Annotated in this window: 23 protein-coding genes, 1 other RNA gene and 1 pseudogene; 15 read left to right on the forward strand and 10 right to left on the reverse strand. The window is 72.0% G+C overall.

Annotated elements, in window-relative coordinates:
- Both UW392_RS59370 and UW392_RS59375 read left to right on the forward strand, forming a co-directional pair.
- Positions 1–309: pseudogene (locus UW392_RS59370) on the forward strand (DoxX family protein); the annotation flags it as partial.
- Positions 310–389: 80 nt separating this feature from the next.
- A complete protein-coding gene (locus tag UW392_RS59375; protein ID WP_320783824.1) occupies positions 390–731 on the forward strand; it encodes a MazG-like family protein in 342 nt (113 codons plus the stop codon).
- Between the two features lie 333 nt (positions 732–1,064).
- On the opposite strand, the gene UW392_RS59380 is transcribed toward UW392_RS59375, so the two are convergent.
- The gene (locus tag UW392_RS59380) at positions 1,065–1,796 is read right to left on the reverse strand and encodes a hypothetical protein (RefSeq protein ID WP_320783825.1); all 732 of its coding nucleotides are present in this window, start codon (positions 1,794–1,796) and stop codon (positions 1,065–1,067) included.
- A 154-nt stretch (positions 1,797–1,950) separates the two neighbouring features.
- On the opposite strand from UW392_RS59380, the gene UW392_RS59385 reads away from it, so the two are divergent.
- Positions 1,951–2,922: an ABC transporter substrate-binding protein gene (locus UW392_RS59385; RefSeq protein ID WP_320783826.1), complete on the forward strand. Its 972-nt coding sequence runs from the start codon at positions 1,951–1,953 to the stop codon at positions 2,920–2,922.
- Positions 2,923–2,977: 55 nt separating this feature from the next.
- Here UW392_RS59385 and UW392_RS59390 read toward each other — a convergent pair whose 3' ends face one another.
- The 3 genes from UW392_RS59390 to rnpB all read right to left on the reverse strand — a co-directional run bounded on the left by UW392_RS59390 (position 2,978) and on the right by rnpB (position 5,862).
- Complete coding sequence (locus UW392_RS59390; protein ID WP_320783827.1) at positions 2,978–3,991, reverse strand: hypothetical protein; 1,014 nt, start codon at positions 3,989–3,991, stop codon at positions 2,978–2,980.
- 33 nt (positions 3,992–4,024) lie between these two features.
- Positions 4,025–5,245 carry a DNA/RNA non-specific endonuclease gene (locus tag UW392_RS59395; protein ID WP_320783828.1) on the reverse strand — a complete coding sequence of 407 codons (1,221 nt, stop codon included), beginning with the start codon at positions 5,243–5,245 and terminating at the stop codon, positions 4,025–4,027.
- A 204-nt stretch (positions 5,246–5,449) separates the two neighbouring features.
- Positions 5,450–5,862, reverse strand: an RNA gene (gene rnpB, locus UW392_RS59400) — RNase P RNA component class A.
- Positions 5,863–6,021: 159 nt separating this feature from the next.
- Between rnpB and yaaA the strand changes: the two genes are divergently transcribed.
- Positions 6,022–6,804, forward strand: coding sequence for a peroxide stress protein YaaA (yaaA, locus tag UW392_RS59405; RefSeq protein WP_320783829.1), 783 nt, complete (start codon positions 6,022–6,024; stop codon positions 6,802–6,804).
- Positions 6,805–6,873: 69 nt separating this feature from the next.
- The gene (eda, locus tag UW392_RS59410; protein WP_320783830.1) at positions 6,874–7,590 is read left to right on the forward strand and encodes a bifunctional 4-hydroxy-2-oxoglutarate aldolase/2-dehydro-3-deoxy-phosphogluconate aldolase; all 717 of its coding nucleotides are present in this window, start codon (positions 6,874–6,876) and stop codon (positions 7,588–7,590) included.
- On the opposite strand, the gene UW392_RS59415 is transcribed toward eda, so the two are convergent.
- The 3 genes from UW392_RS59415 to UW392_RS59425 are packed head-to-tail and all read right to left on the reverse strand — an operon-like array spanning position 7,565 to position 10,478.
- Positions 7,565–8,857, reverse strand: coding sequence for a bifunctional RNase H/acid phosphatase (locus UW392_RS59415; RefSeq protein ID WP_320783831.1), 1,293 nt, complete (start codon positions 8,855–8,857; stop codon positions 7,565–7,567). The two genes, eda and UW392_RS59415, sit on opposite strands and share 26 nt — an antisense overlap.
- A gap of 20 nt (positions 8,858–8,877) precedes the next feature.
- Entirely contained in the window at positions 8,878–9,621 is a 744-nt protein-coding gene (locus UW392_RS59420; protein ID WP_320783860.1) for a zinc ribbon domain-containing protein, read from the reverse strand.
- Positions 9,618–10,478, reverse strand: a complete 861-nt coding sequence (locus tag UW392_RS59425) for a Nif3-like dinuclear metal center hexameric protein (RefSeq protein ID WP_320783832.1) — start codon at positions 10,476–10,478, stop codon at positions 9,618–9,620. The genes UW392_RS59420 and UW392_RS59425 overlap by 4 nt, the downstream gene beginning before the upstream one ends.
- A gap of 200 nt (positions 10,479–10,678) precedes the next feature.
- Between UW392_RS59425 and UW392_RS59430 the strand changes: the two genes are divergently transcribed.
- Together UW392_RS59430 and UW392_RS59435 are read left to right on the forward strand one after the other, a co-directional pair.
- On the forward strand, positions 10,679–11,866 hold the full coding sequence (locus tag UW392_RS59430) for a hypothetical protein (RefSeq protein ID WP_320783833.1): 1,188 nt from the start codon (positions 10,679–10,681) through the stop codon (positions 11,864–11,866).
- A gap of 120 nt (positions 11,867–11,986) precedes the next feature.
- Positions 11,987–12,157: a hypothetical protein gene (locus tag UW392_RS59435; RefSeq protein ID WP_320783834.1), complete on the forward strand. Its 171-nt coding sequence runs from the start codon at positions 11,987–11,989 to the stop codon at positions 12,155–12,157.
- A gap of 50 nt (positions 12,158–12,207) precedes the next feature.
- Here UW392_RS59435 and UW392_RS59440 read toward each other — a convergent pair whose 3' ends face one another.
- Positions 12,208–13,071, reverse strand: a complete 864-nt coding sequence (locus tag UW392_RS59440; protein ID WP_320783835.1) for a MaoC family dehydratase — start codon at positions 13,069–13,071, stop codon at positions 12,208–12,210.
- A 177-nt stretch (positions 13,072–13,248) separates the two neighbouring features.
- On the opposite strand from UW392_RS59440, the gene UW392_RS59445 reads away from it, so the two are divergent.
- The 4 genes from UW392_RS59445 (at position 13,249) to UW392_RS59460 (ending at position 17,985) form a co-directional block, all read left to right on the forward strand.
- Complete coding sequence (locus UW392_RS59445) at positions 13,249–14,550, forward strand: histidine kinase (protein WP_320783836.1); 1,302 nt, start codon at positions 13,249–13,251, stop codon at positions 14,548–14,550.
- 79 nt (positions 14,551–14,629) lie between these two features.
- Positions 14,630–15,253, forward strand: coding sequence for a response regulator transcription factor (locus tag UW392_RS59450; protein ID WP_320783837.1), 624 nt, complete (start codon positions 14,630–14,632; stop codon positions 15,251–15,253).
- Positions 15,254–15,447: 194 nt separating this feature from the next.
- Positions 15,448–17,196 carry an MFS transporter gene (locus tag UW392_RS59455; protein WP_320783838.1) on the forward strand — a complete coding sequence of 583 codons (1,749 nt, stop codon included), beginning with the start codon at positions 15,448–15,450 and terminating at the stop codon, positions 17,194–17,196.
- Positions 17,197–17,313: 117 nt separating this feature from the next.
- Positions 17,314–17,985, forward strand: a complete 672-nt coding sequence (locus UW392_RS59460; RefSeq protein ID WP_320783839.1) for a class I SAM-dependent methyltransferase — start codon at positions 17,314–17,316, stop codon at positions 17,983–17,985.
- Between the two features lie 88 nt (positions 17,986–18,073).
- On the opposite strand, the gene UW392_RS59465 is transcribed toward UW392_RS59460, so the two are convergent.
- Together UW392_RS59465 and UW392_RS59470 are read right to left on the reverse strand one after the other, a co-directional pair.
- Complete coding sequence (locus UW392_RS59465) at positions 18,074–19,273, reverse strand: tyrosine-type recombinase/integrase (RefSeq protein WP_320783840.1); 1,200 nt, start codon at positions 19,271–19,273, stop codon at positions 18,074–18,076.
- A gap of 18 nt (positions 19,274–19,291) precedes the next feature.
- Positions 19,292–19,759, reverse strand: a complete 468-nt coding sequence (locus tag UW392_RS59470; RefSeq protein WP_320783841.1) for a helix-turn-helix transcriptional regulator — start codon at positions 19,757–19,759, stop codon at positions 19,292–19,294.
- Between the two features lie 93 nt (positions 19,760–19,852).
- On the opposite strand from UW392_RS59470, the gene UW392_RS59475 reads away from it, so the two are divergent.
- The 4 genes from UW392_RS59475 (at position 19,853) to UW392_RS59490 (ending at position 22,582) form a co-directional block, all read left to right on the forward strand.
- Complete coding sequence (locus UW392_RS59475; protein ID WP_320783842.1) at positions 19,853–20,062, forward strand: helix-turn-helix domain-containing protein; 210 nt, start codon at positions 19,853–19,855, stop codon at positions 20,060–20,062.
- Positions 20,059–20,262, forward strand: coding sequence for a helix-turn-helix domain-containing protein (locus UW392_RS59480; protein ID WP_320783843.1), 204 nt, complete (start codon positions 20,059–20,061; stop codon positions 20,260–20,262). Before UW392_RS59475 ends, UW392_RS59480 begins: the two co-directional genes overlap by 4 nt.
- A gap of 185 nt (positions 20,263–20,447) precedes the next feature.
- Positions 20,448–21,269 (forward strand): bifunctional DNA primase/polymerase, encoded by an 822-nt coding sequence (locus UW392_RS59485; RefSeq protein WP_320783844.1) that lies wholly within the window; start codon positions 20,448–20,450, stop codon positions 21,267–21,269.
- On the forward strand, positions 21,266–22,582 hold the full coding sequence (locus UW392_RS59490; protein WP_320783845.1) for an AAA family ATPase: 1,317 nt from the start codon (positions 21,266–21,268) through the stop codon (positions 22,580–22,582). Before UW392_RS59485 ends, UW392_RS59490 begins: the two co-directional genes overlap by 4 nt.
- The last annotated feature ends 98 nt before the right edge of the window (positions 22,583–22,680 follow it).

The raw sequence follows: 22,680 nt of genomic DNA on the forward strand, positions 1-22,680 counted from the left end.
CCGGCGGCCGGTGCGGCGGCGGCCGGCGCGATGGCGGGTGCGGCGGCCGTGCACGCGCCGAACGGCTTCTTCGCGCAGGGCGGCGGCTACGAGTACGCCGCGTCGCTGGGCCTGACGGCGGCGGGTCTCGCGGTCGCGGGCCCGGGACGCCTCTCCCTGGACGCGGCCCTCGGCCACGCGGTCAACCGGAACTGGATGGTGCCGGTGGCGCTCGCGGTGACGGCCGCGGCGACGGCGGTCGTGGTGGGCGGCCGGAACAAGCGGGTGCGGAAGGCGGCGGAGACGGACCGCGAGTCGACGTTCGACTGAGCCGCTCCGACGTTCGACCGAGCCGCTCCCCGGTCCGCGGGCGGCCGTGGCAGGCTGCCGGGCGTGGCAGGCTGCCCGGCATGACCGACGAACACCGCACCACCGACCACCTCTTCTCCACGATCGACGACCTGTGGCACTGGCTGGAACGGGACCAGCCCGAGCGGTCGGGCCGCGAGGGCCTGCTGCTGCGGATGCTGAAGCTCTCGGAGGAGGTCGGCGAGGTCGCGGAGGCGGTGATCGGCGCGACGGGCCAGAACCCGCGCAAGGGCGTCACCCACACCTGGCAGGACGTCGAGTCGGAACTGTGCGACGTGGCCGTCACGGCCCTGGTGGCGCTGCGGACGCTGACGCCCCAGGCGCGGGAGGTCTTCGGGCGGCACCTGGAGAAGGTGGCGAGGCGGTCACCGGGCCCCGCGTGAGCCACCCTGCCGGGTGACGGAGCCCGGGAGCGTAGCCTGCTCCCGGGCCCCTGGGAATGCCACCTGATGCGCACGCCGGTGGCTTCGGGCGGCCGGATCATTCGTCAGGCCGTCGTGTTCTTCCTTTGAACTACCGCACCACGCAGCGGTGCAGGAGAGATTCGAACTCCCATCCGACGGCGTTCGTCCGGCCGCCGTTGCCCGGCGATCGGCGGCGATGCTGAAGCTGGAGCGAGAGTCTGAGTCTGACGACTGAGGCTGAATCGTTCGTTCAGTTTCAGCTTGCGCACCCCCGTGCTCATGTACGGGGGCGTTCTTGGGGGGGGCGGTCGGTCACCCGAAGAGGTAACCGAAGACGGCGTCCCCGGCGCGCTGGTCGATGACCTCGGCGCCGTTGGCCTCCTCGCGGGCGTACTTCACGGCCTGCTGGAGCTTCTCGACGCGCTCGACGAGTTCGTTGACCCGGCGGGCGGGCAGGGCGCCGGAGAACTTCACGGTGGTCCAGTACCCGATCGGTACGTCCTCGTGGTACACCTCGACCTGCGCCGGGTGCTTCTCCGTGGCCTCCGCCTTGACGTGGTTGCGCGGCACCTTCTTCGTACGGATCGTGCGGACCGGCTCGGTCTTCCACCAGTCGGTGGACGGGTCGAGGGCCCAGGACTCGGCGGCGTCGAGGACCGGCAGCTTCTTGACGAAGGCCTGCACCTCGCCGAGCTGCTTCTCCAGGAAGAGCAGGTAGCCGACCGGCACCTCGGCGAGGATCGTCCGCCCGTCGACGACGACGTCCGCGCGGGCCGTGCGGTTGGCCCAGTCCTTGGTCGCGGTGACGTCGAACAGCCGGGTCAGCGACGCGGCGGTCTCCCGCAGCACGTCCTCCGCCTGCACCTGCACCCGGGTCGACTCGGGCGGCAACTGCTCGCCCTCCTCGTCCTTCGGCTGGTACGTCCGCGCGATTCCGGCCAGCAGCGCGGGCTTCTGCACCTTCTGGTGCGCGGCGGTGACGTCCTGGAGCGACTTGGCTCTGACGCCCTTCTCGACAGCGATGATCTGGTTCAGCTTCGCCACGTGATTCCCCCTTCGAACAGGAGAAACGTAGACCGGCGCGGCTGACGACCGCATCCCATTTACGGCGGCTTGCGGTACTGACAGAAGGGGGCCGCGTCTATACATTGCTGACGCACCGTCACTGATTCGGAGGATGTCCATGAGGCTCAGGCGTATGCGTGTGACAGCCCTCGGCGCGGCCGTGCTGATACTGGCCGCAGCAACAGGGTGCGGCTCCTCGAACGACTCGGACGACGGCGCCGAGGCGACGAAGACGACGAAAGTGAGGGTCGGCATCATCCCGATCGTCGACGTGGCCCCGCTCTACCTGGGCGAGAAGATGGGCTTCTTCGGCGACCACGGCATCGACGTCGAAACGGTCGCCGCACAGGGCGGCGCGGCGATCGTGCCGAGCGTGGTGAGCGGACAGTTCCAGTTCGGCTTCAGCAACACGACGTCGCTGATGATCGCCCAGACCAAGGGCGTACCGGTGAAGTCGGTGGCCAACGGCGCGGCGTCCAACGGCCAGCCCGGCGGCGACGTGACGGGGGTGGTCGTCGGCAAGGACAGCCCGCTGGAGTCGGCGAAGGAACTGGAGGGCCAGAAGGTCGCGGTCAACGCGCTCAAGAACATCGGCGACACCACGGTCCGGGAGTCGGTCCGGCTGGCCGGCGGCGATCCGTCGAAGGTGAAATTCGTCGAGATCCCCTTCGACCAGATGCCGGCCGCGCTGGCCGACGGCCGGGTGGACGCGGCGTGGATGGGAGAACCGTCCCAGACTCTCGCGAAGGCGCAGGGCGCGCGTGTCATCGCCTCCCCCTTCGCGGAGACGGACCCGCGACTGACGGTGGCGACGTACTTCACGTCGAGCAAACTCCAGCAGGAGAACCCGGAGCTGGTGAAGAACTTCGCGGCGGCGATGAGGGAGTCCCTCGACTATGCCAGGGCCAACCCGGAGGAGGCCCGCAAGATCCTCACGGAGTACACAAAGATCGACGCGGAGACCCGCGCCCACCTGATGCTCCCCGCCTGGGTGTCCGAGGTGAACATGCCGTCCCTGGAGAAACTGGCGGAACTGGGCGAGAAGGACGGGCTGTTCGGGGAGGACGGGGCGGGGGAGCTGGATCTGGAAGGGTTGTTCGGCTGACGCACCAGTGCCGACAGGCTGCGCGGCTTGTCCACGGAGAGAGGGTACGCGTCGCTCATTGAAGCAGCCCGGTGTGCGGATGGTCCGGGGAGGTCGGGCAGGTGTACAGCTGTAGGTCGTAGCCTCCGGCGAGTTCCAGCATGGTCGGGTGGGCGGTGGCGTCCTGGTCCTCGTACGGCATCCAGCTTCGGGTGCCGTCGTCCCACTCGGCCGAGGCGATGGTCAGCAGGGGGGACATCTCGCTGCCGCATTCGGGACAGGGCCGGGGGACGGGGTCGGTGAGGCCCCAGCGTGTCCAGCCGCCGGTCTTCCAGCCAGGGGCGATGGACAGTTCGTTGCGGTAGAACTCCTCCGGGGCGGGCTCGTAGTAGCTGTCCGGGACGGCCTGGGCCGCCGCCCACGTGTTCCAGTCCCCCAGTACCTCGCGCAGCTCCTCACTCAGCTCCATGGAGTCGGGGTACTCCGTGACGCGCTCGGGGTGGAGGAGGCACGGCTCCGGCACGTACCCGGCGAGCTGCGCCACGGCCGGCTCCGGGGGTGCGGTCAGCACGTCCTCGACCGCGGTGGCGGACCGCCAGAACAGCTCGGTCCTGGGCTTGGGGTCCGACGGGTGGTCGAAGGGGCACCACAGGACCTGGAGCAGGTCGGCCCGTTCCGGCGCGTACGTCGACGGGATGTCCCGTACGTACAACTGGGCCACGGGCAGCAGGGCGACCGGGCCGTCCGGCCAGGGGTGACCGACGCCGATCCGTTCGTCGGCCGCCTTCTCCTCGGCGGTGTAGCGGGGCCGGCCCGGGGAGCGGGACGCCGCTGCCGCTCTGATCCGCCGGCGCAGGCGCACGTCGGCCGGTGAGGTGGCGGGGTTGCCGTCCGGCGGGTGCGGGCCGTCGCAGTGCGGCCACGGCTCGTCGGCGGGCCACAGCAGCGGCCCGCCGACCGAACTCTCGTGCGGTGACGGCGACGGCGACCCGGCGCGCGGATGCAGCCGGATCGCCGTGCGGGCCGACGGGGCGAGCCCGGGTACGACCGCGGTCACGTCGACCGGCCGCGGAGGAGTGGTACGGCCCATTGCTGCGTCCCGTCGGTGTGCGTCGGCCGGTGCTCAGTTGCCGAGGTTGAGGCCGCTGGCGGCCTGGGTGTTGGTGATGACGATGCCACTGAACAGCGGCTGTGTCGTACCGTCGGCGCGCTGGATCGTGGCGCTCATGGTGACGCCCCAGGGGATCGTGCTGGTGCCGTTGCGGTAGTTGGGTGTCACCTCGTAGAAGACGGCGTCGTTCGGTCCCATGGTGGTGGCCGTCACCGCCGCCTGCACCTGTGCCTCGTACGTCCGCATGCTGGGTGTTCCGGTGTTCATCCCCACCTGCCAGCACGGCACGAGGTTGGCCTGTCCGCCGTCCAGGATCCGCCCCTTGCCGCCGAGTATGTTGGCGATGAGGTGGCAGCGGGCGATGGCGGTCCCGGGAGCGTTGGCGGCGACGAAGATCCGCGCGTCCTGCCAGCCGGTGATGTCCCCGGCCGCGCCGCTGCCCGTGCCGAGGGGCGTGCTGAGGCAGGCCTGGGCGAGGTAGGGGCGGTCACCGGGCAGCCCCGGCGGGTTGGTCGTCTTGTTGCGCTGCGCGACGGTGACGGTGGTGTTGCGGATCCAGCCGCCGCCGGAGGTGACCGCTCCGGCCGGTACGTCCTCCAGGCAGTCGGCCTTAGGTTCGGTCAGGTACTCGGCGTCGGTGGGGCCTCCGCTGTAGCAGACACCGCCGTTCCACAGGACGGCGCTCGATACGCCCGGGTCGACGACGGCCGTGTAGATGCCCTCGGCCTCGTCCTCGTCGCTCTCGTAGCCCCCGTCCCAGCTGCTGTCGAGGAGCAGGACGCCGCTGTCGGTGTACTCGTGGAGGTAGTCGGTGCCGACGACGGTGGCGAACCACGCGTAGCCGACGGCCGGCTGGTTGAGTTTGAACCCGGTCCTGACGGCGAGCGGGTGGCGGTTGGACTTCTGCTCCAGCTCGATGTACGAGCTGCCGCAGTTCCCGTAGACGGTGCCCTCGGTGTGGACCTCGTCCGCCTGTTCGGCGGCCCGGTCCATCACGAGGTCCTTCTGGGCGGCGGGGATCGCCACGACCATGCCGTTGGACAGCTCGACCTTCAGGTTGCCCGCGCTGTCCGGGGTGTCGGTGACCAGTTTCGTCACCCGGCCCTCGGTCATTCCGGTGGTGAGGTCGCCGTCCGCCTTCTCCTTCGCGGCGGCGGTCGGTGCCGTGGCCGTGAGCGCGAGCGCGGCCACCGTGCCGGCCACCGTCACGCCCGACAGGGCGCGGCGCCACATGATCGATCTTCGGGTCTGTCTTCCACGGTCGCGGCGTAAGCCTGGTATGGACATCTGTGTTTCCCCCTCGGTCTCGTCCTTGGCTGCGCGGGACCGGGTCGACAAAGTCATGAGCATGTCAAGTCAACCGTCACGCCCCGCTGTTGCCGGACCGAGGTTACTCACGGTACGTGATCAACTGAAGGGGTCGGACACAGGAGAGGGCAGACGAGTCGGGCTGTACGCCGGGTTCTGTTCCGGGCGGTCCTCGCGGACCGTCCGGCGACGGCCATCCATCTAGGACCAGCGTTGCCACTGGCCTCCAGCGGTCTACCCGCGGACTCGGGCGGGCCGCCCTCGAACATCCGCGCAGAGGTGCCTCTCTTGCGAGGAGGCCCTCCTTCTTGACCTTGCTCCGGGTGGGGTTTACCTAGCTGCCCAGGTCGCCCTGGGCACTGGTGGTCTCTTACACCACCGTTTCACCCTTACCGAGGACCGAGGTCCCCGGCGGTCTGCTTTCTGTGGCACTGTCCCGCGGGTCACCCCGGGTGGCCGTTAGCCATCACCCTGCCCTGTGGAGCCCGGACGTTCCTCGGGAAGCCCCCTGAGGGACTCCACGCGGCCGCCCGCCCGGCTCGTCTGCCGTGTGGACCATGGTACCGGGCCCGCGTCAGAGGAAGTCCACGGTGTCCAGGTCGAAGGCGAAGGGGTCGGGGAGAGCGTGGGGCCCCGCGCACGAGCGGGGCCCGTACCCTTTCCTGGGGCCCAGGGCCCGGAACCAGATGCGAGGAGTACGTGTGCTTGTCCTGCTGCCGCCGTCCGAGGGGAAGGCATCGTCCGGGCGGGGCGTCCCGCTGGAGCCGGGGTCCCTGTCGCTGCCCGGACTCGCCGAGGCCCGTGCGGCCGTCCTCGGCGAGCTGGTCGAACTGTGTGCCGGCGACGAGGAGAAGGCCCGCGAGGTGCTCGGGCTGAGCGAGGGGCTGCGGGGCGAGGTCGCCAAGAACGCCGGGCTGCGGACCGCCGGGGCCCGTCCCGCCGGGGAGGTCTATACGGGGGTGCTGTACGACGCCCTGGGACTGGGCTCCCTCGGCCCGGCCGCCGAGCGGCGGGCCGGGCGTGAGCTGCTCGTCTTCTCCGGGCTGTGGGGGGCCGTCGGCGTCGGTGACCTGATTCCCTCCTACCGGTGCTCGATGGGCGTCAGGCTGCCCGGGATCGGGGCGCTCGCCGCGCACTGGCGGGGGCCGATGGCCGAGGTCATGCCCGAGGCCGCCGGGGACCGGCTGGTCCTTGACCTGCGCTCGTCGGCGTACGCGGCCGCCTGGAAGCCCAAGGGGGACGTCGCCGGACGGACGGCGACCGTGCGCGTGCTGCACGCGCCGACCCGCAAGGTCGTCAGCCACTTCAACAAGGCGACCAAGGGGCGGATCGTACGGAGTCTGCTGGTGGAGGACGTCTCACCGGGCACTCCGGCCGAGCTGGTCGAGGCGCTGCGGGATCTCGGGTACGTCGTCGAGGCCGAGGCGCCGGCCAGGGCCGGGCGGCCCTGGTCACTGGACGTGCTGGTCGACGAGGTGCACTGACGTACTCTGTTCGTTGCACCCTGCGCAATGGGCTTTGCGCAGGGTGCTTCTCGTGGCGAAGATGAAGGCATGACCTCGTCTGCGCTGCCCTCCCCTGCCCCTGCCCCTGCCCCTGCCCCTGCCCCTGCCCCCTCACCCTCCCCCTCCCCTGTTCCCGCTTCCGTCCTCGGGCTCGCGCCCGTCGTTCCCGTCGTGGTGGTCGAGGATCTCGCCGACGCCGTGCCGCTCGCGCGGGCGCTGGTCGCCGGGGGGCTTCCTGCCATCGAGGTCACGCTGCGCACACCCGCCGCGCTCGACGCGATACGGGCGATCAGCGCGGAGGTGCCGGAGGCCGTCGTGGGGGCGGGGACGCTGGTCACTCCCGTTCAGGTGAGTGACGTCGTGGCAGCCGGGGCGCGGTTCCTGGTCAGCCCCGGGTGGACGGAGACGCTGCTGGAGGCGATGCGGGGCTCCGGGCTGCCGTTCCTGCCGGGGGTGTCGACCACCTCGGAGGTCGTAGCGTTGCTGGAACGCGGGGTGACGGAGATGAAGTTCTTCCCGGCGGAGGCCGCCGGCGGTACCGCCTACCTCAAGGCACTCGCCTCGCCGCTGCCGCAGGCCCGGTTCTGCCCCACGGGAGGGATCGGCCTCGGGTCGGCGCCCGCGTACCTCGCCCTCCCCAACGTCGGTTGCGTCGGCGGCAGTTGGATGCTGCCGAAGGACGCCATCGCCGGGCGGGACTGGGGCCGGGTGGAGACGCTGGCCCGCGAGGCCGCCGCGCTCAGCGCAGGTGCGACGTCTCGTTGAAGAGCCTGACGCTGGCACCGCCGTCGGCATAGTGCGCCACCGCCGACAGCGACGCCGCCGACAGTTCCATGCGGAAGAGGGACTCGGGCGGGGCGCCGAGGGCCAGCCGGACGAAGGTCTTGATCGGCGTCACGTGCGACACCAGCAGGACCGTACGGCCCGCGTACGCCGTGACCAGTTTGTCGCGGGTCGCGGCGACCCGGGCTCCGGTCGCCGCGAAGCTCTCGCCGCCGCCGGTGGGTTCGGCGTCCGGCGAGGTCAGCCAGGCGTTCAGGTCGTCGGGCCAGCGCTCGCGCACCTCGGCGAAGGTCAGGCCCTCCCAGGCGCCGAAGTCCGTCTCGCGCAGTCCTTCCTCGACCGTCACGTCCAGACCCAGCCGGGCGGCGACGATGCCGGCGGTCTCCCGGGTGCGGGTCAGCGGCGAGGAGACGATCGCCTGCACCGTGCCGCGCCGGGCCAGCGCGGCGGCGACCCGCTCGGCCTGATCCCGGCCGACGTCCGACAGGGACGGGTCGCTGCCGCCGCTGCCCGAGAAGCGCTTCTGCGGCGTGAGCGGCGTCTCGCCGTGCCGGAGGAGGACGAAGGTGGCGGGGGCGCCCATGTCCGGCGGCCCCCAGCCGGGGGTCGCCACGGTCTCCGCGGCACGCACATCGGATGCGGCACGCGCGGCGGGTGCCCCCGGGGCCTCGGCGGCAGCTGTGGCGTCAGGCGCCGCCGGCGTGGACGCCGTCGCCCCTCTGCCCAGTTCCGCCGCCGGCGTAGACACGGTCCCCCCTGTGACCAGTTCCGCCGCCGGCGTAGACGCGGTCGGCCCTGTGTCCAGTTCCGCCGTCGAATTCGACGGCGACCACCGCTCGCCGCGCGCCCCCGCGTCCATCGCCTCGTTGGCCAGCCGGTCCGCGTGTTTGTTGCTCGCTCGCGGGATCCACTCGTACGTCACCCGGCCGGGCGGGAAGACCGACCGGGCCTCGGTGGCGAGCGGCTTCATGTCGGGGTGCTTGATCTTCCAGCGGCCCGACATCTGCTCGACGACGAGCTTGGAGTCCATCCGGACATGGACCGACGCCGACGGGTCCAGGCCGTGCGCGGCGCGCAGTCCGGCCAGCAGCCCCCGGTACTCGGCGACGTTGTTGGTGACGACACCGAGGTACTCGGCGGCCTCGACCAGCGTCTCGCCCGTCGCCGCGTCCCGCACCACCGCGCCGTACCCGGCGGGGCCGGGGTTCCCCCGCGACCCGCCGTCCGCCTCGACCACGAACTCCCGCACGACCGCCGCCACCGGTGGGCCTACAGGCCCGAGTCGGACGTACGCACCAGGATGCGGCGGCAGTTCTCGCACCGCACCACCGTGTCGGGCGCCGCCGAGCGGATCTCGTTGATGTCGGTGATGGCCAGCTCCTGGCGGCAGCCCTGGCAGGTGCGCTGGTACAGCTTGGCCGCGCCGATGCCGCCCTGCTGCTCGCGGAGCTTGTCGTAGAGCTTGAGGAGGTCCGCCGGGACGGAACCGGCGACGACCTCGCGCTCCTTGGTGACCGAGGCGGCCTCGCCGTCGATCTCCTCGAACGCGGCGTCCCGGCGGCCGGTCGCGTCGTCGATCTTCGACTGGACGGAGGCAACCCGCTCGGTCAGCTCACCGACCCGCTCCTGCGCGGACTCGCGGCGCTCCATGACCTCCAGGACGACGTCCTCCAGGTCGCCCTGGCGCTTGGCGAGGGAGGCGATCTCGCGCTGGAGGTTCTCCAGGTCCTTGGGGGAGGTGACGGCACCGGAGTCCAGGCGCTGCTGGTCGCGGACGGCGCGCTGACGCACCTGGTCCACGTCCTGCTCGGCCTTGGTCTGCTCGCGGGCGCAGTCGCTCTCCTCGGTCTGCGCGGCGACGAGGAGGTCGCGCAGCTGGGTGGCGTCCTTGCTCAGCGACTCCAGTTCCGCGTGCTCGGGCAGGGACTTCCGCTTGTGCGCGAGCTGCTGGAGGCGGACGTCGAGTGCCTGGACGTCGAGGAGTCGGATCTGGTCGGCGGGCGCGGCGTTCAGTTGGGGGCTCCCAGTGCGTTAGAGGTAGTGGCGGACGCCGCGTGGGCGGTCCAGGGGTCGGTGACCGTGTTCGAGACGTGGACGCGCAGGTCCCATCCGTGCCGGTCGGAGATCTCGTCGAGCTGGGCCGCGGCCAGGTCGCACCAGGGCCGTTCGGTGGCCCAGTGCGCGGCGTCCAGCAGGGCGAGGGAAGGTGTCCGGGCGCGGGCCTCGGACACCGGGTGGTGACGCAGGTCCGCGGTGAGGAACGCGTCCACGCCCGCGGCCCGTACGTGGTCGAAGAGGCTGTCGCCGGAGCCGCCGCTGACGGCGACCGTGCGGACGAGCGCCTCGGGGTCGCCGGCGACGCGGATGCCCTGCGCGGTGGCGGGCAGCCGCTCGGCGGCGCGGGCGGCGAGTTCGCGGACGGTCAGCGGGTGGTCAAGGGCGCAGACGCGGCCCAGCCCTCGGCGGCCGGCGGGGTCGCTCGCGTCCGGCACCAGCGGCCCCGTGACCCGCAGGTCCAGGGCACCGGCCAGCGCGTCGGAGACGCCCGGGTCGGCGGTGTCGGCGTTGGTGTGGGCGACGTGCAGCGCGATGTCGTTCCTGATCAGGGTGTGCACCACGCGGCCCTTGAAGGTGGACGCCGCGACCGTGGTCGTACCGCGCAGGTAGAGCGGGTGATGGGTGACCAGCAGGCCGGCGCCCAGCTTCACCGCCTCGTCGACGGTCTCCTGGACCGGGTCGACGGCGAACAGGACCCGGGAGATCTCCTGGCCGGGGTCGCCCACGACCGTGCCGACCGCGTCCCAGGACTCGGCCCGCTCGGCGGGCCACAGGTTCTCCAGCGCGGCGATGACTTCTGACAGACGGGGCACGGGCCCAAGGCTACCTGCCTGTTCTCGGGCGCAGTACCGGCACCGCACGACCCGGACGGGGTACGGACCGGGTCGGCACATCCGTCTCTGTTTCCACAGGCGAACCGTTACGCGGCCACCCGTTCGTGTGAAGGGGGCGACCGTCGGTGCCACGTCTGTGCGTACGAAAACTACCGTCTGTCGCCGGAGGTGACCGAACGATGACAGCCTGTGCTATCGAGCCTTCGGCGGACCACGGGAACGACGGGCCGCCGCGGGCGGGCTGTTCCCTCACCGCTGACGGTGCCTACGCCGCGCGCCTCGCGGGCGGCTATCGGGCGCGCTACCCGGAGCGCTGGACCCTGGACGGTCCGGAGCCCTACGCGGTACCGCTGCCCGGCGACCGGCCGGAGGAGCCCGGCACCGAGGTCCAGCCGATGGGCGACGGACGGGTCCTGATCCACCGCAGGGCGGCCGACCGGCACGTCTTCACGCTGCTCTACCCGACCGGTCCCGGCACCGGTGAGCTGCCGCTCGGCGGGGTGGAGTGCCCCGAGGGCAACCGGCTGCGGCTGCTGCCGCCCGCGCCGGACGGGGAGCGGGCGTACGCCCTGGAGACCGGTCCGCGGTCGGCGTCCGTGTGGCTGGTGGCGGGCGGCACTTTCGGGCCCGAGCACCTGGCCGAGGTGCCGGGGCGCTGCTCGGGCGGGGTGTGGCTGGACGGCACGGGCCGGATACTCGTACTGGACCGGGAGGCCGACGGGCCGGCCAAGGCGGTCGTCGTGGACCTGGAGCGGGGCGGGGAGGTGACCCCGCTGCTCCAGCTCGCCGCCGGCAGCGCCGACCGGCTGCTGCTGGCCGCGCCGGACAGCGGGCTGCTGATGGTCCGCTCGGACGCGCCGTCCCCCGGCCGGCCCCGGCTGGGCTGGGGCGTGGTGGGCAGCACGCTGCCGGTCCGCTTCCCGGAGTGCCTGCGGCTGCCGGACCGTGATCTCGACCCGTTCGCGATCCAGCCGGGGCACGTGCTGACGCCGGAGCGGTGCGCGGTGGCGCTGCGGGTGGACGGTCCTTCGGCCAGCTGGGTCGGGGTGTGGCGGCCCGTGGAGCGGCGGCTGTACCAGTACCCGGCGCCGCGCGGCTGGCTGGCGGGCGCCGGGTGGTGGGCGCCGGACGGGACGCTGCGGCTGCCGTACGCGACGGCTCAGACGCCGTGCGGGGTGGCGTCCCTCGCGGTCCTCGGCGACATCGACGCCGACGACGCGCGGGAGGCCGCCCTCCGGGAAGAGGCCGCCTTCCGGGAGGGGGACGGCGGTACGGCGGCCGGGCCGCCGCCGGAGCCGTCCTCGTCCGCCGCTCCCCGGCCCGTCCCCCTCCAGGAGGCCCCGCAGGCGCGCCTTGCAAGGAAGTAGCGACGTTGCGAAGTAACGAAGTAGTCGCGGTTGGCACGGGCGTCTGATTCGGCCGGAGGCGCGCTGGATACACTCCTCCGGCCGCAGGAAAGATCAGGTTGACGGGGTGAATTCCTTCCGATGAACGACGCCAGCACGAACCAGCCGATGTGGGCCGACGGTGCCGACGTTCAGGCGATGGCCGATCCGGGCCATGGCCGGCACCGGGGCGGGACCTCCGCCCACGACGGTGAGACGGCCCCGCAGGGCCGTCACCGCAAGCCCGCCGAGGAGTCCGGCACAGCCGCCTGAGGGCACCGGAGGTGGCCTCGCCCGTCGTGGTGACGGGCGGGGCCACACCTTCAGCCGAGGCCGACCGTGCCGTCGAGCACCGGGGCGTCCCCCCGTCCGGCGGCCGTCACCACCACCCGTACGCCGTCGCCGTCGTCGCCGCCGCGCCACATCCGCACCCGCAGGGTCTCCCCCGGGTACACGACCCCGGCGAACCGCGCCCGGTACTCCCGCACCCGGCGCACGTTCCCGTCGAGCAGCGTGTCGACGACCGCCTTGAGCGTGGCGCCGTAGGTGCACAGTCCGTGCAGGACCGGCCGGTCGAACCCGGCGCGGGCCGCGAACTCCGGATCGGCGTGCAGCGGGTTCCAGTCGCCGGTCAGGCGGTACAGCAGCGCCTGGTCCTCGCGCACCGGCCGTTCCACGACCGCGTCGGGCTCCCCCTCGGGTGCCGCCGTCCGCGTGGAGGGCCCGCGTTCACCGCCCCAGCCGCCCTCTCCGCGTACGAAGACCTCGGCCTCGTCGGTCCACAGCGGCCCGTCGGAGTCCGCCGCCTCCCTGCGCAGGACCAGCACGGCCGCCCGGCCCTTGTCGTACACGGCGGTGACGCGGGAGGTGACGGCCGCCGTGCCCCGTACGGGCAGGGGCCGCCACAGCCGCAGCCGCTGGCCGCCGTGGAGCGCGGCGGCCAGGTCGACGTCGACGCCCGGCGCGGACAGTGCCTCGATCACCCCGGGCGGCCCGCCCCCGGCGACGGTGGCGAAGCCCGGCAGCACGTGCAGCCGGGACTCCAGCGTGTAGCGCAGCTCGCGGGGGCCGGTGGCGGGGACACCGGCGCCGATGCCGAGGTGGTAGAGCTGCACGTCCTTGTGGTCCCAGGCGATCTCGGCGGTGCGGGGGGCCGCGGCGAGTGCCGCGGCCGCGTCGATGGGCATGGGGCTCCTCTTCTCGGGTCAGGGTGATCCGGGTCAGGGTGACCATGACATTCGTCCTGCCGAATCCCGTACGCACGACCCTGCCGGGGCGTGGCACGCCCCGCCGAGAATCCGAGGAGGGAAGAGAAGACAAGAAGAGAAGAAGAGCAGAGCAGAGCAGAGATGAGGCAGCGATCAATGATCCCGACCTGGGCCCGCCCGGGAGCTGTGCGCCGGCTCTCCTGCCGTCTGGACTCCTGGGACCTGGCCCGCGACCCCCGCGCACGGAAGGACGCCGGGGGAGATTCGCCGGACCGGCCGCCCACGGCGTTCGCCCTGCTGCCCTGGCTGCTGCTGGGGCTGGGTTCCCTCTCCAACATCTTCCAGGGCGAGACGTCCGACCCCCTGCTCAGCGGCCTGGGTCTGCTCGCCTTCAACTCGCTCTACGTCTACGTCGCCTTCCGTTCCTTCCACCCCGTCGGGCGCCGGGCGGCCTCGACGCGGACGGCGCTCGTCCTGCTGGGCGTGGTGACCTGCGCCCTGGGGATCGCCTACGGCGGTACCTGGCTGCTGTTCTTCCCGCTCCTCGGCCTCGCCACGGGCGCCGTGCTGCGCGGCCGGCGGCTGGGCCGGTGGGCGTGGACGCTGGCGGCTCTGGCCGGGGTCGTCGCGGGCGTCAAGGACGGCTGGACCGGGCTGAACATCGCCTACGGCACCCTGCTGTCGACGCTGGTGACGGCGGCGATCCTCGGTCTGTCCGACGCCGTACGGGAACTGCGCGCCGCCCGTGAGGAACTGGCCCGGCGCGCGGTCGCGGAGGAGCGGCTGCGCTTCTCCCGTGACCTGCACGATCTGCTCGGCCACACGCTGTCGGTGATCGTGGTGAAGGCGGAGGCGGCCCGTCGGCTGTCCGCCCGCGACCTGTCCGCCGCCGTCACCCAGATCACCGACATCGAGGCGGTGGGGCGGCAGGCGCTGACGGAGGTCCGGGAGGCGGTGACGGGATACCGCGAGGGCAGCCTCGGCACGGAGCTGGACCGGGCACGGTCGGCTCTGTCGGCGGCCGACGTGCTGCCGGTGGTGCACCGGTCCGGCCCGCCGCTGCCGCCGCGGGCCGAGGCCCTGCTGGGGTGGGTGGTGCGGGAGGCGGTCACGAACGTCGTACGGCACAGCGGGGCGGGCCGGTGCGAGATCGCCGTGCGGGGCGACGGGGAGTGGGTACGGCTGACGGTGACGGACGACGGGGCGGACGACGGAGCGGACGACGGGGCGGGGGTGCCCGGCGCCGCGGCCGGCACGGCGGCCGGTGCTTTCCCGGGGACCGGTACGGGGCTGATCGGGCTGCGGGAGCGGCTCGCGGCGGCGGGGGGTTCGTTGGCGGCCGGGGCGGGAGAGGGCGGGGGGTTCGTGGTCCGGGCGGAGCTGCCGCTGGGTCCGCACTCCGGGTCCCGTCCGCTCGTTCCCGCCTACCGTGACGCCGTCACCGACGACCTGCCGTGACGCCGTCACCGACGCCCCGCCCTGACGCCGTCTCCGACGACCCGCCCTGACACCATCACCGACGGCCTACCCTGATCCCGTGACCGACGACCGGACGCTCATCCGTGTGCTCCTCGCCGAGGACCAGGGCATGATGCGCGGCGCGCTGGCGCTGCTGCTCGGCATGGAGGACGACATCGAGGTCGTCGCGCAGGTGGCCACCGGTGACGCCGTCGTCGGCGCCGTACTCGCGCACCACCCCCACGTCGCCCTGCTCGACATCGAGCTGCCGGGCCTGAGCGGTCTCGACGCCGCCGCCGAACTGCGCGACCGCGCCCCGGGGTGCCGGGTGCTGATCCTCACCACCTTCGGCCGTCCCGGCTATCTCCGCCGCGCCATGGAGGCCGGCGCCGCGGGGTTCCTCGTCAAGGACGGCCCGGTCGAGGAACTGGCCGGCACGATCCGCCGCGTGCTCGCCGGCGAGACCGTCGTCGACCCCGCGCTCGCCGCCGCCGCGCTCAGCGCGGGCCCCGACCCGCTCACCCCCCGCGAGCGCGACGTCCTCGCCGCCGCCGCGGACGGTGCCACCGTCGCCGACATCGCCGCCGTCCTGCACCTCTCCGAGTCGACCGTCCGCAACTACCTCTCTGCGGCCATCGGCAAGACCGGCACCCGCAACCGCGCGGAGGCCCTGCGCGAGGCCCGCGACCGGGGCTGGGTCTAACCCCCCTCGGACCCCCCTCTGAACCCCCGAGGAACGACGGCCCGAAACGACGGCCTTCCTCAAGAGAAGGTCAAGAATTACTTAGCGACACGAAGCAACGGAATAGGTGCCTCGGCATACGAGGTTGGGCATACACACACCCTGTGCACACAGCGCGTTCAGCTGCTCACCCTCGGCCCGGAGGACCTCTCTCGATGATTCACACGACGACCGGCGAACCCAAGCGGAGGGCGAGCGGGGCCACCGTCCCGATCCTCGCCTTCGCGGGCATCGTCGTCGCGGTGATGCAGACCCTGCTCGTCCCGGTCATCAAGGACCTGCCCCGACTGCTGGACACCACGCCCAGCAACGCCACCTGGGTCCTGACCTCGACCCTCCTCTCCGGAGCCGTCGCCACCCCGATCATGGGCCGGCTCGGCGACCTCTACGGCAAGCGGCGCATGCTGATCCTCAGCCTCGCCGTGATGGTGGTGGGCGCGCTGGTCAGCGCGTTCACCGCGGCCCTGCTCCCCATGATCGTCGGCCGTACCCTCCAGGGCTTCGCGATGGGCGCGATACCCCTCGGCATCGGTCTGATGCGCGACATGCTCCCGCCCGAGCGCCTCGGCTCGGCGATGGCGCTGATGAGTTCCTCGATCGGCGTCGGCGGCGGCCTCGCGCTGCCCGCCGCCGCCCTCGTCGCCCAGCACGCCGACTGGCACGCCCTGTTCTACGGCGCCGCCGGCCTCGGTGTCGTCTCCATCGCCCTCACCCTGCTCGCCGTACCGGAGTCCCCGCTGCGTGCCCGCGGCTCCTTCGACCTGCCGGGCGCGCTCGGCCTCTCCGTCGGCCTGGTCCTGTTCCTGCTCCCCATCACCAAGGGCAGCGACTGGGGCTGGTCGTCGCCGACCACCCTCGGCCTCTTCGCCGCCGCGGCCGTCGTCCTCGTCCTGTGGGGCCTGATGGAGCTGCGCCTGGCGGCCCCCCTCGTCGACCTGCGCACCACCGCACGCCGCGAGGTGCTCCTCACCAACCTCGCCTCGGTCATGGTCGGTGTCAGCTTCTACGTCGTCTCCCTCGTCCTCCCCCAGCTCCTCCAGCTTCCGGCCGCGACCGGCTACGGCCTCGGCCGGTCGATGGTCGTGGCCGGGCTCTGCGTCGCTCCGCTGGGCCTGACGATGATGTTCACGGCGCCGGTGTACGCGCGGCTGGCGGCCCGCTACGGTCCGCGCACCACGCTCATCACGGGCCTGATCATCATTGCGATCGGCTACGGCGGGGGCCTCGGCCTGATGAGCGCGGCCTGGCAGACCATCGTCACCGCGGTGCTGCTCGGCGCCGGTATCGGCCTCGCGTACTCGTCGCTCCCCGCCCTGATCATCGGCGCGGTCCCGGCCTCGGAGACGGGCGCGGCCAACGGCCTCAACACGCTCGCGCGGTCCATCGGTACGTCGGTGTCGAGTGCCGTCGTCGGCATGGTGCTGGCCAACACGGCGCGGGCCTCCGACGCCACCGGGGGCGTCGCCGTCCCCACGATGCACGGCTTCCGCGTCTCCTTCCTCATCGCGACCGCGGCGGTCTTCGGCGGACTGGTCTTCGCGTTCTTCCTGCCCCGGCGCCGCCCGTCGGCCGTCACGCAGTTGCGCGCGAGCAGCGAGGAGGACGCCAACCTGGCCCGCGCCGAGGAGGTGCTGCGGGGCTTCCGCGGCCGGGTGCTGGCGGCGGACGGCGCGCCGGTGGCGCGGGCCAAGGTCACGCTGATCGACCGGCACGGCCGCCAGGCGGGCGCGACCCTGTCCGCCTCCGACGGCAGTTACGCGCTGGCGGTGCCCGCCGGAGGGCCGTACGTCCTGGCCGCCCGCGCGGCGGGGCACGGACCGCTGGCCCATGCGGCGACCCATACCGGCGCGGGTGACCCGGTCGATCTGGACCTGCCCCTGCCGAGCGAGACGGTCCCGGCCTGACCGCTGCCGTCCCGCTGCCGCCGCACCCCCTGTCTCCGTCCCGGCAGGGGGTGCGGCAGCATGGGCGGCCGTCCCCGTCACAGCACCGCCCCGCCCCGAACCGCCGAAGGAACGCGCATGCCGCCCGCAGCAGCCTCCCCCTCCCCCGAGATCCTCGCCGCCTTCGAGGGCGCGAAGGGGTTCATGCCCGCCGACGAGGGGCTCGCCCTGTACGCGGCGGCCCTGGCGGCGGGCCGGCTGGGGCTGCCGCTGCTGGAGGTCGGCACGTACTGCGGCCGCTCCACGGTCCTGCTGGCCGACGCGGCCCGCCGCTGCGGCGTCACCGCCGTCACCGTCGACCACCACCGCGGCAGCGAGGAGCAGCAGCCGGGCTGGGAGTACCACGACCCGGAGACGGTCGACCCCGAACTGGGCGTGATGGACACCCTCCCCGCCTTCCGGCGCACCCTGCGCCGGGCCGGTCTTGAGGACCACGTGGTCGCGCTGGTCGGCCGTTCGCCGCAGGCCGCGGCCCTCTGGCGGGCGCCGCTCGGCCTCGTCTTCGTCGACGGCGGCCACACCGACGAGCACGCGGGCGCGGACTACGAGGGGTGGGCGCCGCACGTCGCGGAGGGCGGGCTGCTCGTCATCCACGACGTGTTCCCGGACCCGGTGGACGAGTTCACGGGACAGGCCCCGTACCGCGTGTACCTCAGGGCGCTCGCGTCCGGCGCGTTCACCGAGGTCTCGGTGACCGGCTCCCTGCGCGTCCTGCGTCGAACGGGCGCGGGGGACCTGACCCGCGGTTAGAGTCGCAGACGTGCTCTACCGGTTTCGCCTCAAGTCCTGGTCAGAAGCCGTTTATCGTCCTAGGTGATCACGAACTTCTCACTTCCTCTCACATCGGGGTCTCGGGAGACGGATCTGCCACCCCGAGCAAGTCGTTCAGGTGGGTCACGGCCGCGCCCATGTCGGCAGCGGTCGGGTGCACGTACTTCCTCTTGGTGAAGGAGGCGTGCGTGTGCCCTGCCCACGCGGCGAGGACGACGTCCGGGACGCCGTTCACCGCGAGGAACGTCAGGCACGAGTGCCGGGCGTCGTACAGCCGCACCCGGCGCAGTTCCAGGCGCTCCATGAGCCGGTACGCGGCCGTCCGCAGGTCTCGGGTGGTGAGCGGCTGGCCGATCTCGTCCACGAAGACGTAGCCCGACTCGACGTAGTCGGCGCCCATCGTGGCCCGCTCGGCTTCCTGGAGCAGCCGGAAGTTCATCAGCGCCAGCTTGACCGGCTCGGGCAGCGGAAGCGTGCGGTCGCCCGCCTCCGTCTTCGCGTCCTTCTCGATCGTCTTCGAGTTGCGGAGCATCGTGCGGGTGTTGGCGCCGGCCGCGAGGGTGCCCGCGGTGAAGTCGACGTGGTCCGTCCAGCGGAGGCCGGCCACCTCGGCGGGCCGCATCCCCATCAGGGACAGCAGCAGAGGCGCGAACAGCCGGTCGTCGCGGGCGCCGACGACGAACTCCTTCACCTCTACGACATTCCAGGGCTCGGCACGCCGGTTCTCCCGCCGGTCGGCCTTGCGAGCCTTGCGGGGGACGTCGATGTACTCGGCGACGTTCCGGGCGACGTACCGCTTGCGGACGCCGTAGCGCAGGACCGCGCGAAAGCGCCCGAGGACGCCGTCCACGGTCGTTGCGCGCAGCCCGGTGCCCTTCTGCCCGCCCCGGCGCCGTGCGGACACGAGCAGCCACGCCACCCACTCCTCGACGTCATCGTCGGTGAGGGCCTGGACGCGGATGTTGCCGAGGTACTCGACAGCGTGCACGAGACGGTTGCGGTACCCGTCCAGCGTCGTCTCCTCAAGGTCGTCGGCCTTGCTCTTCAGGTACTCGGCGACCAGCTCGGCGACGGTGATCTTGCTGGGAAGGATGAGCTGTCCCGTACGGCGTTCGTGCCGGAGGCGGGCGTACTCGTTCTTCGCCTCCGTCTTGGTGTCGCAGGTGACAGTGAGCTGCTTCCGCTGGCCGTTCTCGCGTCCGACGTCGATGACGAACCGGTACCGGGTCTTGCCGTTCTTCAGCCGGACTTCCTTGATCTCCGCCACCGTCTCCCCCTCCGTCAGTCAGGAGTCGCCGAGGTCACGCGCCTCGTTGATCTCGTACACCGTGGGCAGCGGGATGATGTGGCCGCGCCTCTTGATCTCCTCCGTCGGCACCTCGGCGTAGAACGTCCGCGCGCTGGCTGTCGACGCCTCCGGCAGCGCCTTCTCTCCCCGCCACCAGCGCCAGACGTCGGTTGAGCTCACCACTCGATCAGGGGTGATCCGGTAGTCCCGCGCGTCCAGCGGCACCAGCAGGTTCACGGGCGCCACGTCCAGGACGTAGGCGAGCGCCATGACCTCTTGGACGCTGACGCTGGGACGCCGGCCACTCTCGAAGTTGGCGACGACCGAGCGGTTCCACGGAACGCCGATCTCGGAGAGCTGCGCTCCAAGCTCTGCGCCGGACCATCCCTTACGCCCGCGCAGTTCCTTCACGCGGGCCCGGACGACCGACATGACGTCCGCAGGATCTTCGGGGGGTGTGCTCATGAAGCACAGACTCTCACAGCTAGACATCACTGGCAACCCATGGCAGGCTGCGCGATAGACAGAGTTGATGCCTGTGAAGCACAAGGAGTGCTCGTGACTCGCATAGATACTTCGACGGACGCACCGCGGCCGCTCGCGACGCCCGAGGAAATCGCCGTGTACTGCGGAGTCCCGGTCGCGACGGTCTACCAGTGGTCCAGCCGTGGCGGCGGGCCCAAGCTCATCAAGGTCGGGCGTCACCTCCGGGCCCGCTGGGACGACGTAGAGGCGTGGCTGGACTCCAACACGGTCGGTACCGCGTGAAGACGCCCCCGCCGACCCTGGAAGAGATCCGCGACTGGCCGGCCACCACCAGCGTGGGCCAGGCCGCCAAGGCGCTCGGCATCAGCGAGTCCAAGCTCTACGACCTGATCAAGCGCGGCGAGTCGCCGGTACGGGTCCTCGACTTCGGCTCCAAGCGGGTCGTGACGAACTCGCTGATCAGACTCCTGGAAGCCGTGTAAGACGGGCCCCCACCGAACCGCAGGTGTTCCAGCACCCGCGCGGCAGGGGCCCTATCCGATCCGGAAACGCCGAAGCCCCGGGCTCTTCGCTGGCCAGCGACCCAGGGCTTCAACACAGAACGGACGCTCAAATGATGGCACGCCCCGGCGCGGCCCAACCACCAGAGGCAGGGAGTGAGAGCCGAATGCTCGAGCACGCCCTCGCCTACGCGCTGCACGGCTGGAGCGTCTTCCCGCTCGCGGGCAAGACCCCCGCCATTCCCCGCGCCCACGAGGCCGGCCACCCCTGCCGAGGCGAGTGCGGGCAACACGGCCACGGCTACCACGACGCCAGCCGCGACGCCGAGCAGATCACGACCTGGTGGAGCCGCTACCCGTCCGCCGGCATCGGCTTGCCGTGCGCCCCGAACGGGCTCGCAGTGATCGACGTCGACCCGCGCAACGGCGGTCACGCCACGCTGTGCGCCCTCGAGGCCGAGTACGGGCCTCTGCTCGGCACCCTGATGCAGATCACCGGTGGGGACGGCCTCCACATGGTCTACGCCCACCCGGGCCGCGACCTCCCCGGCAAGCTCGGTCCTGGCATCGACGTCAAGGCGAACGGCTACGTCGTGGCCGCACCTTCTCCCCACCCGTCCGGGGCCCGGTACGCATGGTCCGGCGACGGACGCTTCGACCGCCCCCTCGCCCCCTGGCCCGAGGCGCTCGGTAGACGTCCTACCGCGTCCCGGCCGTACCTGCCCGCGCGAGCAGCAGTCCGGCCGATCAGCACTCTCGTTGGCCTGGTCGGGTTCGTACTCGAAGCACACGAGGGTGAACGGAACAGTCGACTGTTCTGGGCGGGGTGCCGCGCCCTCGAGCTGGTGCGCGCGAAGAAGACCGATGGCCCCGCGGTATACGCCTCCCTGATGGATGCGGCCACCCGCATCGGGTTGTCCGAGGCGGAGGCGTCTCGAACGCTGCGCAGTGCCGAGCGGGCACCGCGCCGGGCGGGAGCTGCAGCGTGAGCGATACCCGCGACGTCGCCCGGGAGATCCTCGAGCAGAACGGCATCACGGACGACGCCCCCGCGCCTAGGCGCTCGTTGAAGATCACCCGTGCCTCGGACATCGAGCCGGAGCCGGTGGTGTGGGCGTGGATGGACGAGGGCGAGGGTCGGGTGCCCGCCGGGGCTCTATCGGTCGCAGCCGGACGCGAGGGCACCGGCAAGTCCTCGTTCGGCATGTGGATGGCCGCGCACATCACCCGCGGTACTCTGCCCGGCTCCTTCCACGGACGGCCACGCGCTGTCTTCTACGTGGCCGTTGAGGACTCCTGGAAGCAGACGATCGTGCCCCGCCTCATCGGGGCCGGCGCCAACCTCGATCTCGTCTACCGCGTGGAAGCTGTGGAAGCCGAGTACGGCGAGACCACGCTGAGCCTGCCGCAGGACAACTCCCTGATGGAACAAGCCATCACTGACCACGACGTCGCCCTGGTCGTCCTCGACCCGCTCATGTCCTGCATCGGCAAGGGCATCGACACCCACCGCGAACGTGACGTACGCCTGGCACTGGACCCCCTTGCCCGCATGGCCGACCGCACCGGAGCAGTGCTACTCGGCATCGCCCACTTCAACAAGGGCAGCAGCACCGACCCCGCCTCGCTGATCACCGGCTCCGGCGCGTTCAAGAACGTCCCCAGGGCCGTGTTCGGCTTCGCCCGAGACGACGACAACGAGTGCCGGGTGATGACCCAGGCGAAGAACAGCCTGGGCCGCGCCGACCTCCCCTCCCTCTCCTACCTCATCGAGTCGGTCACCGTGGCCACCCGGGTGGGGGATGCCCATGTGGGGAGGTTCGTCTTCACCGGCCGCGCAGACCGCACCGTCGACGAGATCCTCTCCGCTGGGCAGGAGACAGACCGAGGGGAACGAGACGTCGCTACCGAGTGGCTCCGCGGCTACCTCGAGAGCCAGGGCGGCGAGGCGTCGAGTAAGGACGTGAAGAAGGCCGCGGCCGCTGACGACATCTCTGAGCGCACCCTGCAGCGCGCTATGCGCAGGGCTGGTGTGAAGGCGGAGCGGGCGGGCTTCGGCAAGGGTTCGGTCTGGCGGATCACCGAGCACTTCCCCACCACGCAGAGTGATGAGCCCTCAGCGTCCGCGCCACAGTCGCGCCGTTCGCGCCAAGATTCAGAGCCTGGCGCGAATGGCGCGAACGGTGGCGCCAACGACGAAGCTGTCGAGCAGACCTCACTCACCGTCGCCACCGACAGCTCAGGACCACACCAGCGCGCCACGCCGGACGTCGGCGACGCCGTGGCCGCGAGACCAGCGTGAAGCCCGTGCAGGCCTGCGCGCGGCCTCCCCCGAGGTCCTGCCCCCGCAGCCGCAGCCGCGCCTGCAGACCGGACTGCCCTCGCCTCAACTGTGGTGTG

It is taken from the genome of Streptomyces sp. CRN 30 (genome assembly GCF_034105845.1).

What these genes read in the sequence shown, in the direction of transcription:
- UW392_RS59445 (WP_320783836.1), top strand. Translation starts at nt 13,249, where the DNA reads ATGATCCCGACCTGGGCCCGCCCGGGAGCTGTGCGCCGGCTCTCCTGC.
- UW392_RS59375 (WP_320783824.1), top strand. Translation starts at nt 390, where the DNA reads ATGACCGACGAACACCGCACCACCGACCACCTCTTCTCCACGATCGAC.
- UW392_RS59440 (WP_320783835.1), bottom strand. Translation starts at nt 13,071, where the DNA reads ATGCCCATCGACGCGGCCGCGGCACTCGCCGCGGCCCCCCGCACCGCC.
- UW392_RS59385 (WP_320783826.1), top strand. Translation starts at nt 1,951, where the DNA reads ATGCGTGTGACAGCCCTCGGCGCGGCCGTGCTGATACTGGCCGCAGCA.
- UW392_RS59485 (WP_320783844.1), top strand. Translation starts at nt 20,448, where the DNA reads ATGCTCGAGCACGCCCTCGCCTACGCGCTGCACGGCTGGAGCGTCTTC.
- UW392_RS59430 (WP_320783833.1), top strand. Translation starts at nt 10,679, where the DNA reads ATGACAGCCTGTGCTATCGAGCCTTCGGCGGACCACGGGAACGACGGG.
- UW392_RS59470 (WP_320783841.1), bottom strand. Translation starts at nt 19,759, where the DNA reads ATGAGCACACCCCCCGAAGATCCTGCGGACGTCATGTCGGTCGTCCGG.
- UW392_RS59390 (WP_320783827.1), bottom strand. Translation starts at nt 3,991, where the DNA reads ATGGGCCGTACCACTCCTCCGCGGCCGGTCGACGTGACCGCGGTCGTA.
- UW392_RS59460 (WP_320783839.1), top strand. Translation starts at nt 17,314, where the DNA reads ATGCCGCCCGCAGCAGCCTCCCCCTCCCCCGAGATCCTCGCCGCCTTC.
- UW392_RS59455 (WP_320783838.1), top strand. Translation starts at nt 15,448, where the DNA reads ATGATTCACACGACGACCGGCGAACCCAAGCGGAGGGCGAGCGGGGCC.
- UW392_RS59435 (WP_320783834.1), top strand. Translation starts at nt 11,987, where the DNA reads ATGAACGACGCCAGCACGAACCAGCCGATGTGGGCCGACGGTGCCGAC.
- eda (WP_320783830.1), top strand. Translation starts at nt 6,874, where the DNA reads ATGACCTCGTCTGCGCTGCCCTCCCCTGCCCCTGCCCCTGCCCCTGCC.
- UW392_RS59395 (WP_320783828.1), bottom strand. Translation starts at nt 5,245, where the DNA reads ATGTGGCGCCGCGCCCTGTCGGGCGTGACGGTGGCCGGCACGGTGGCC.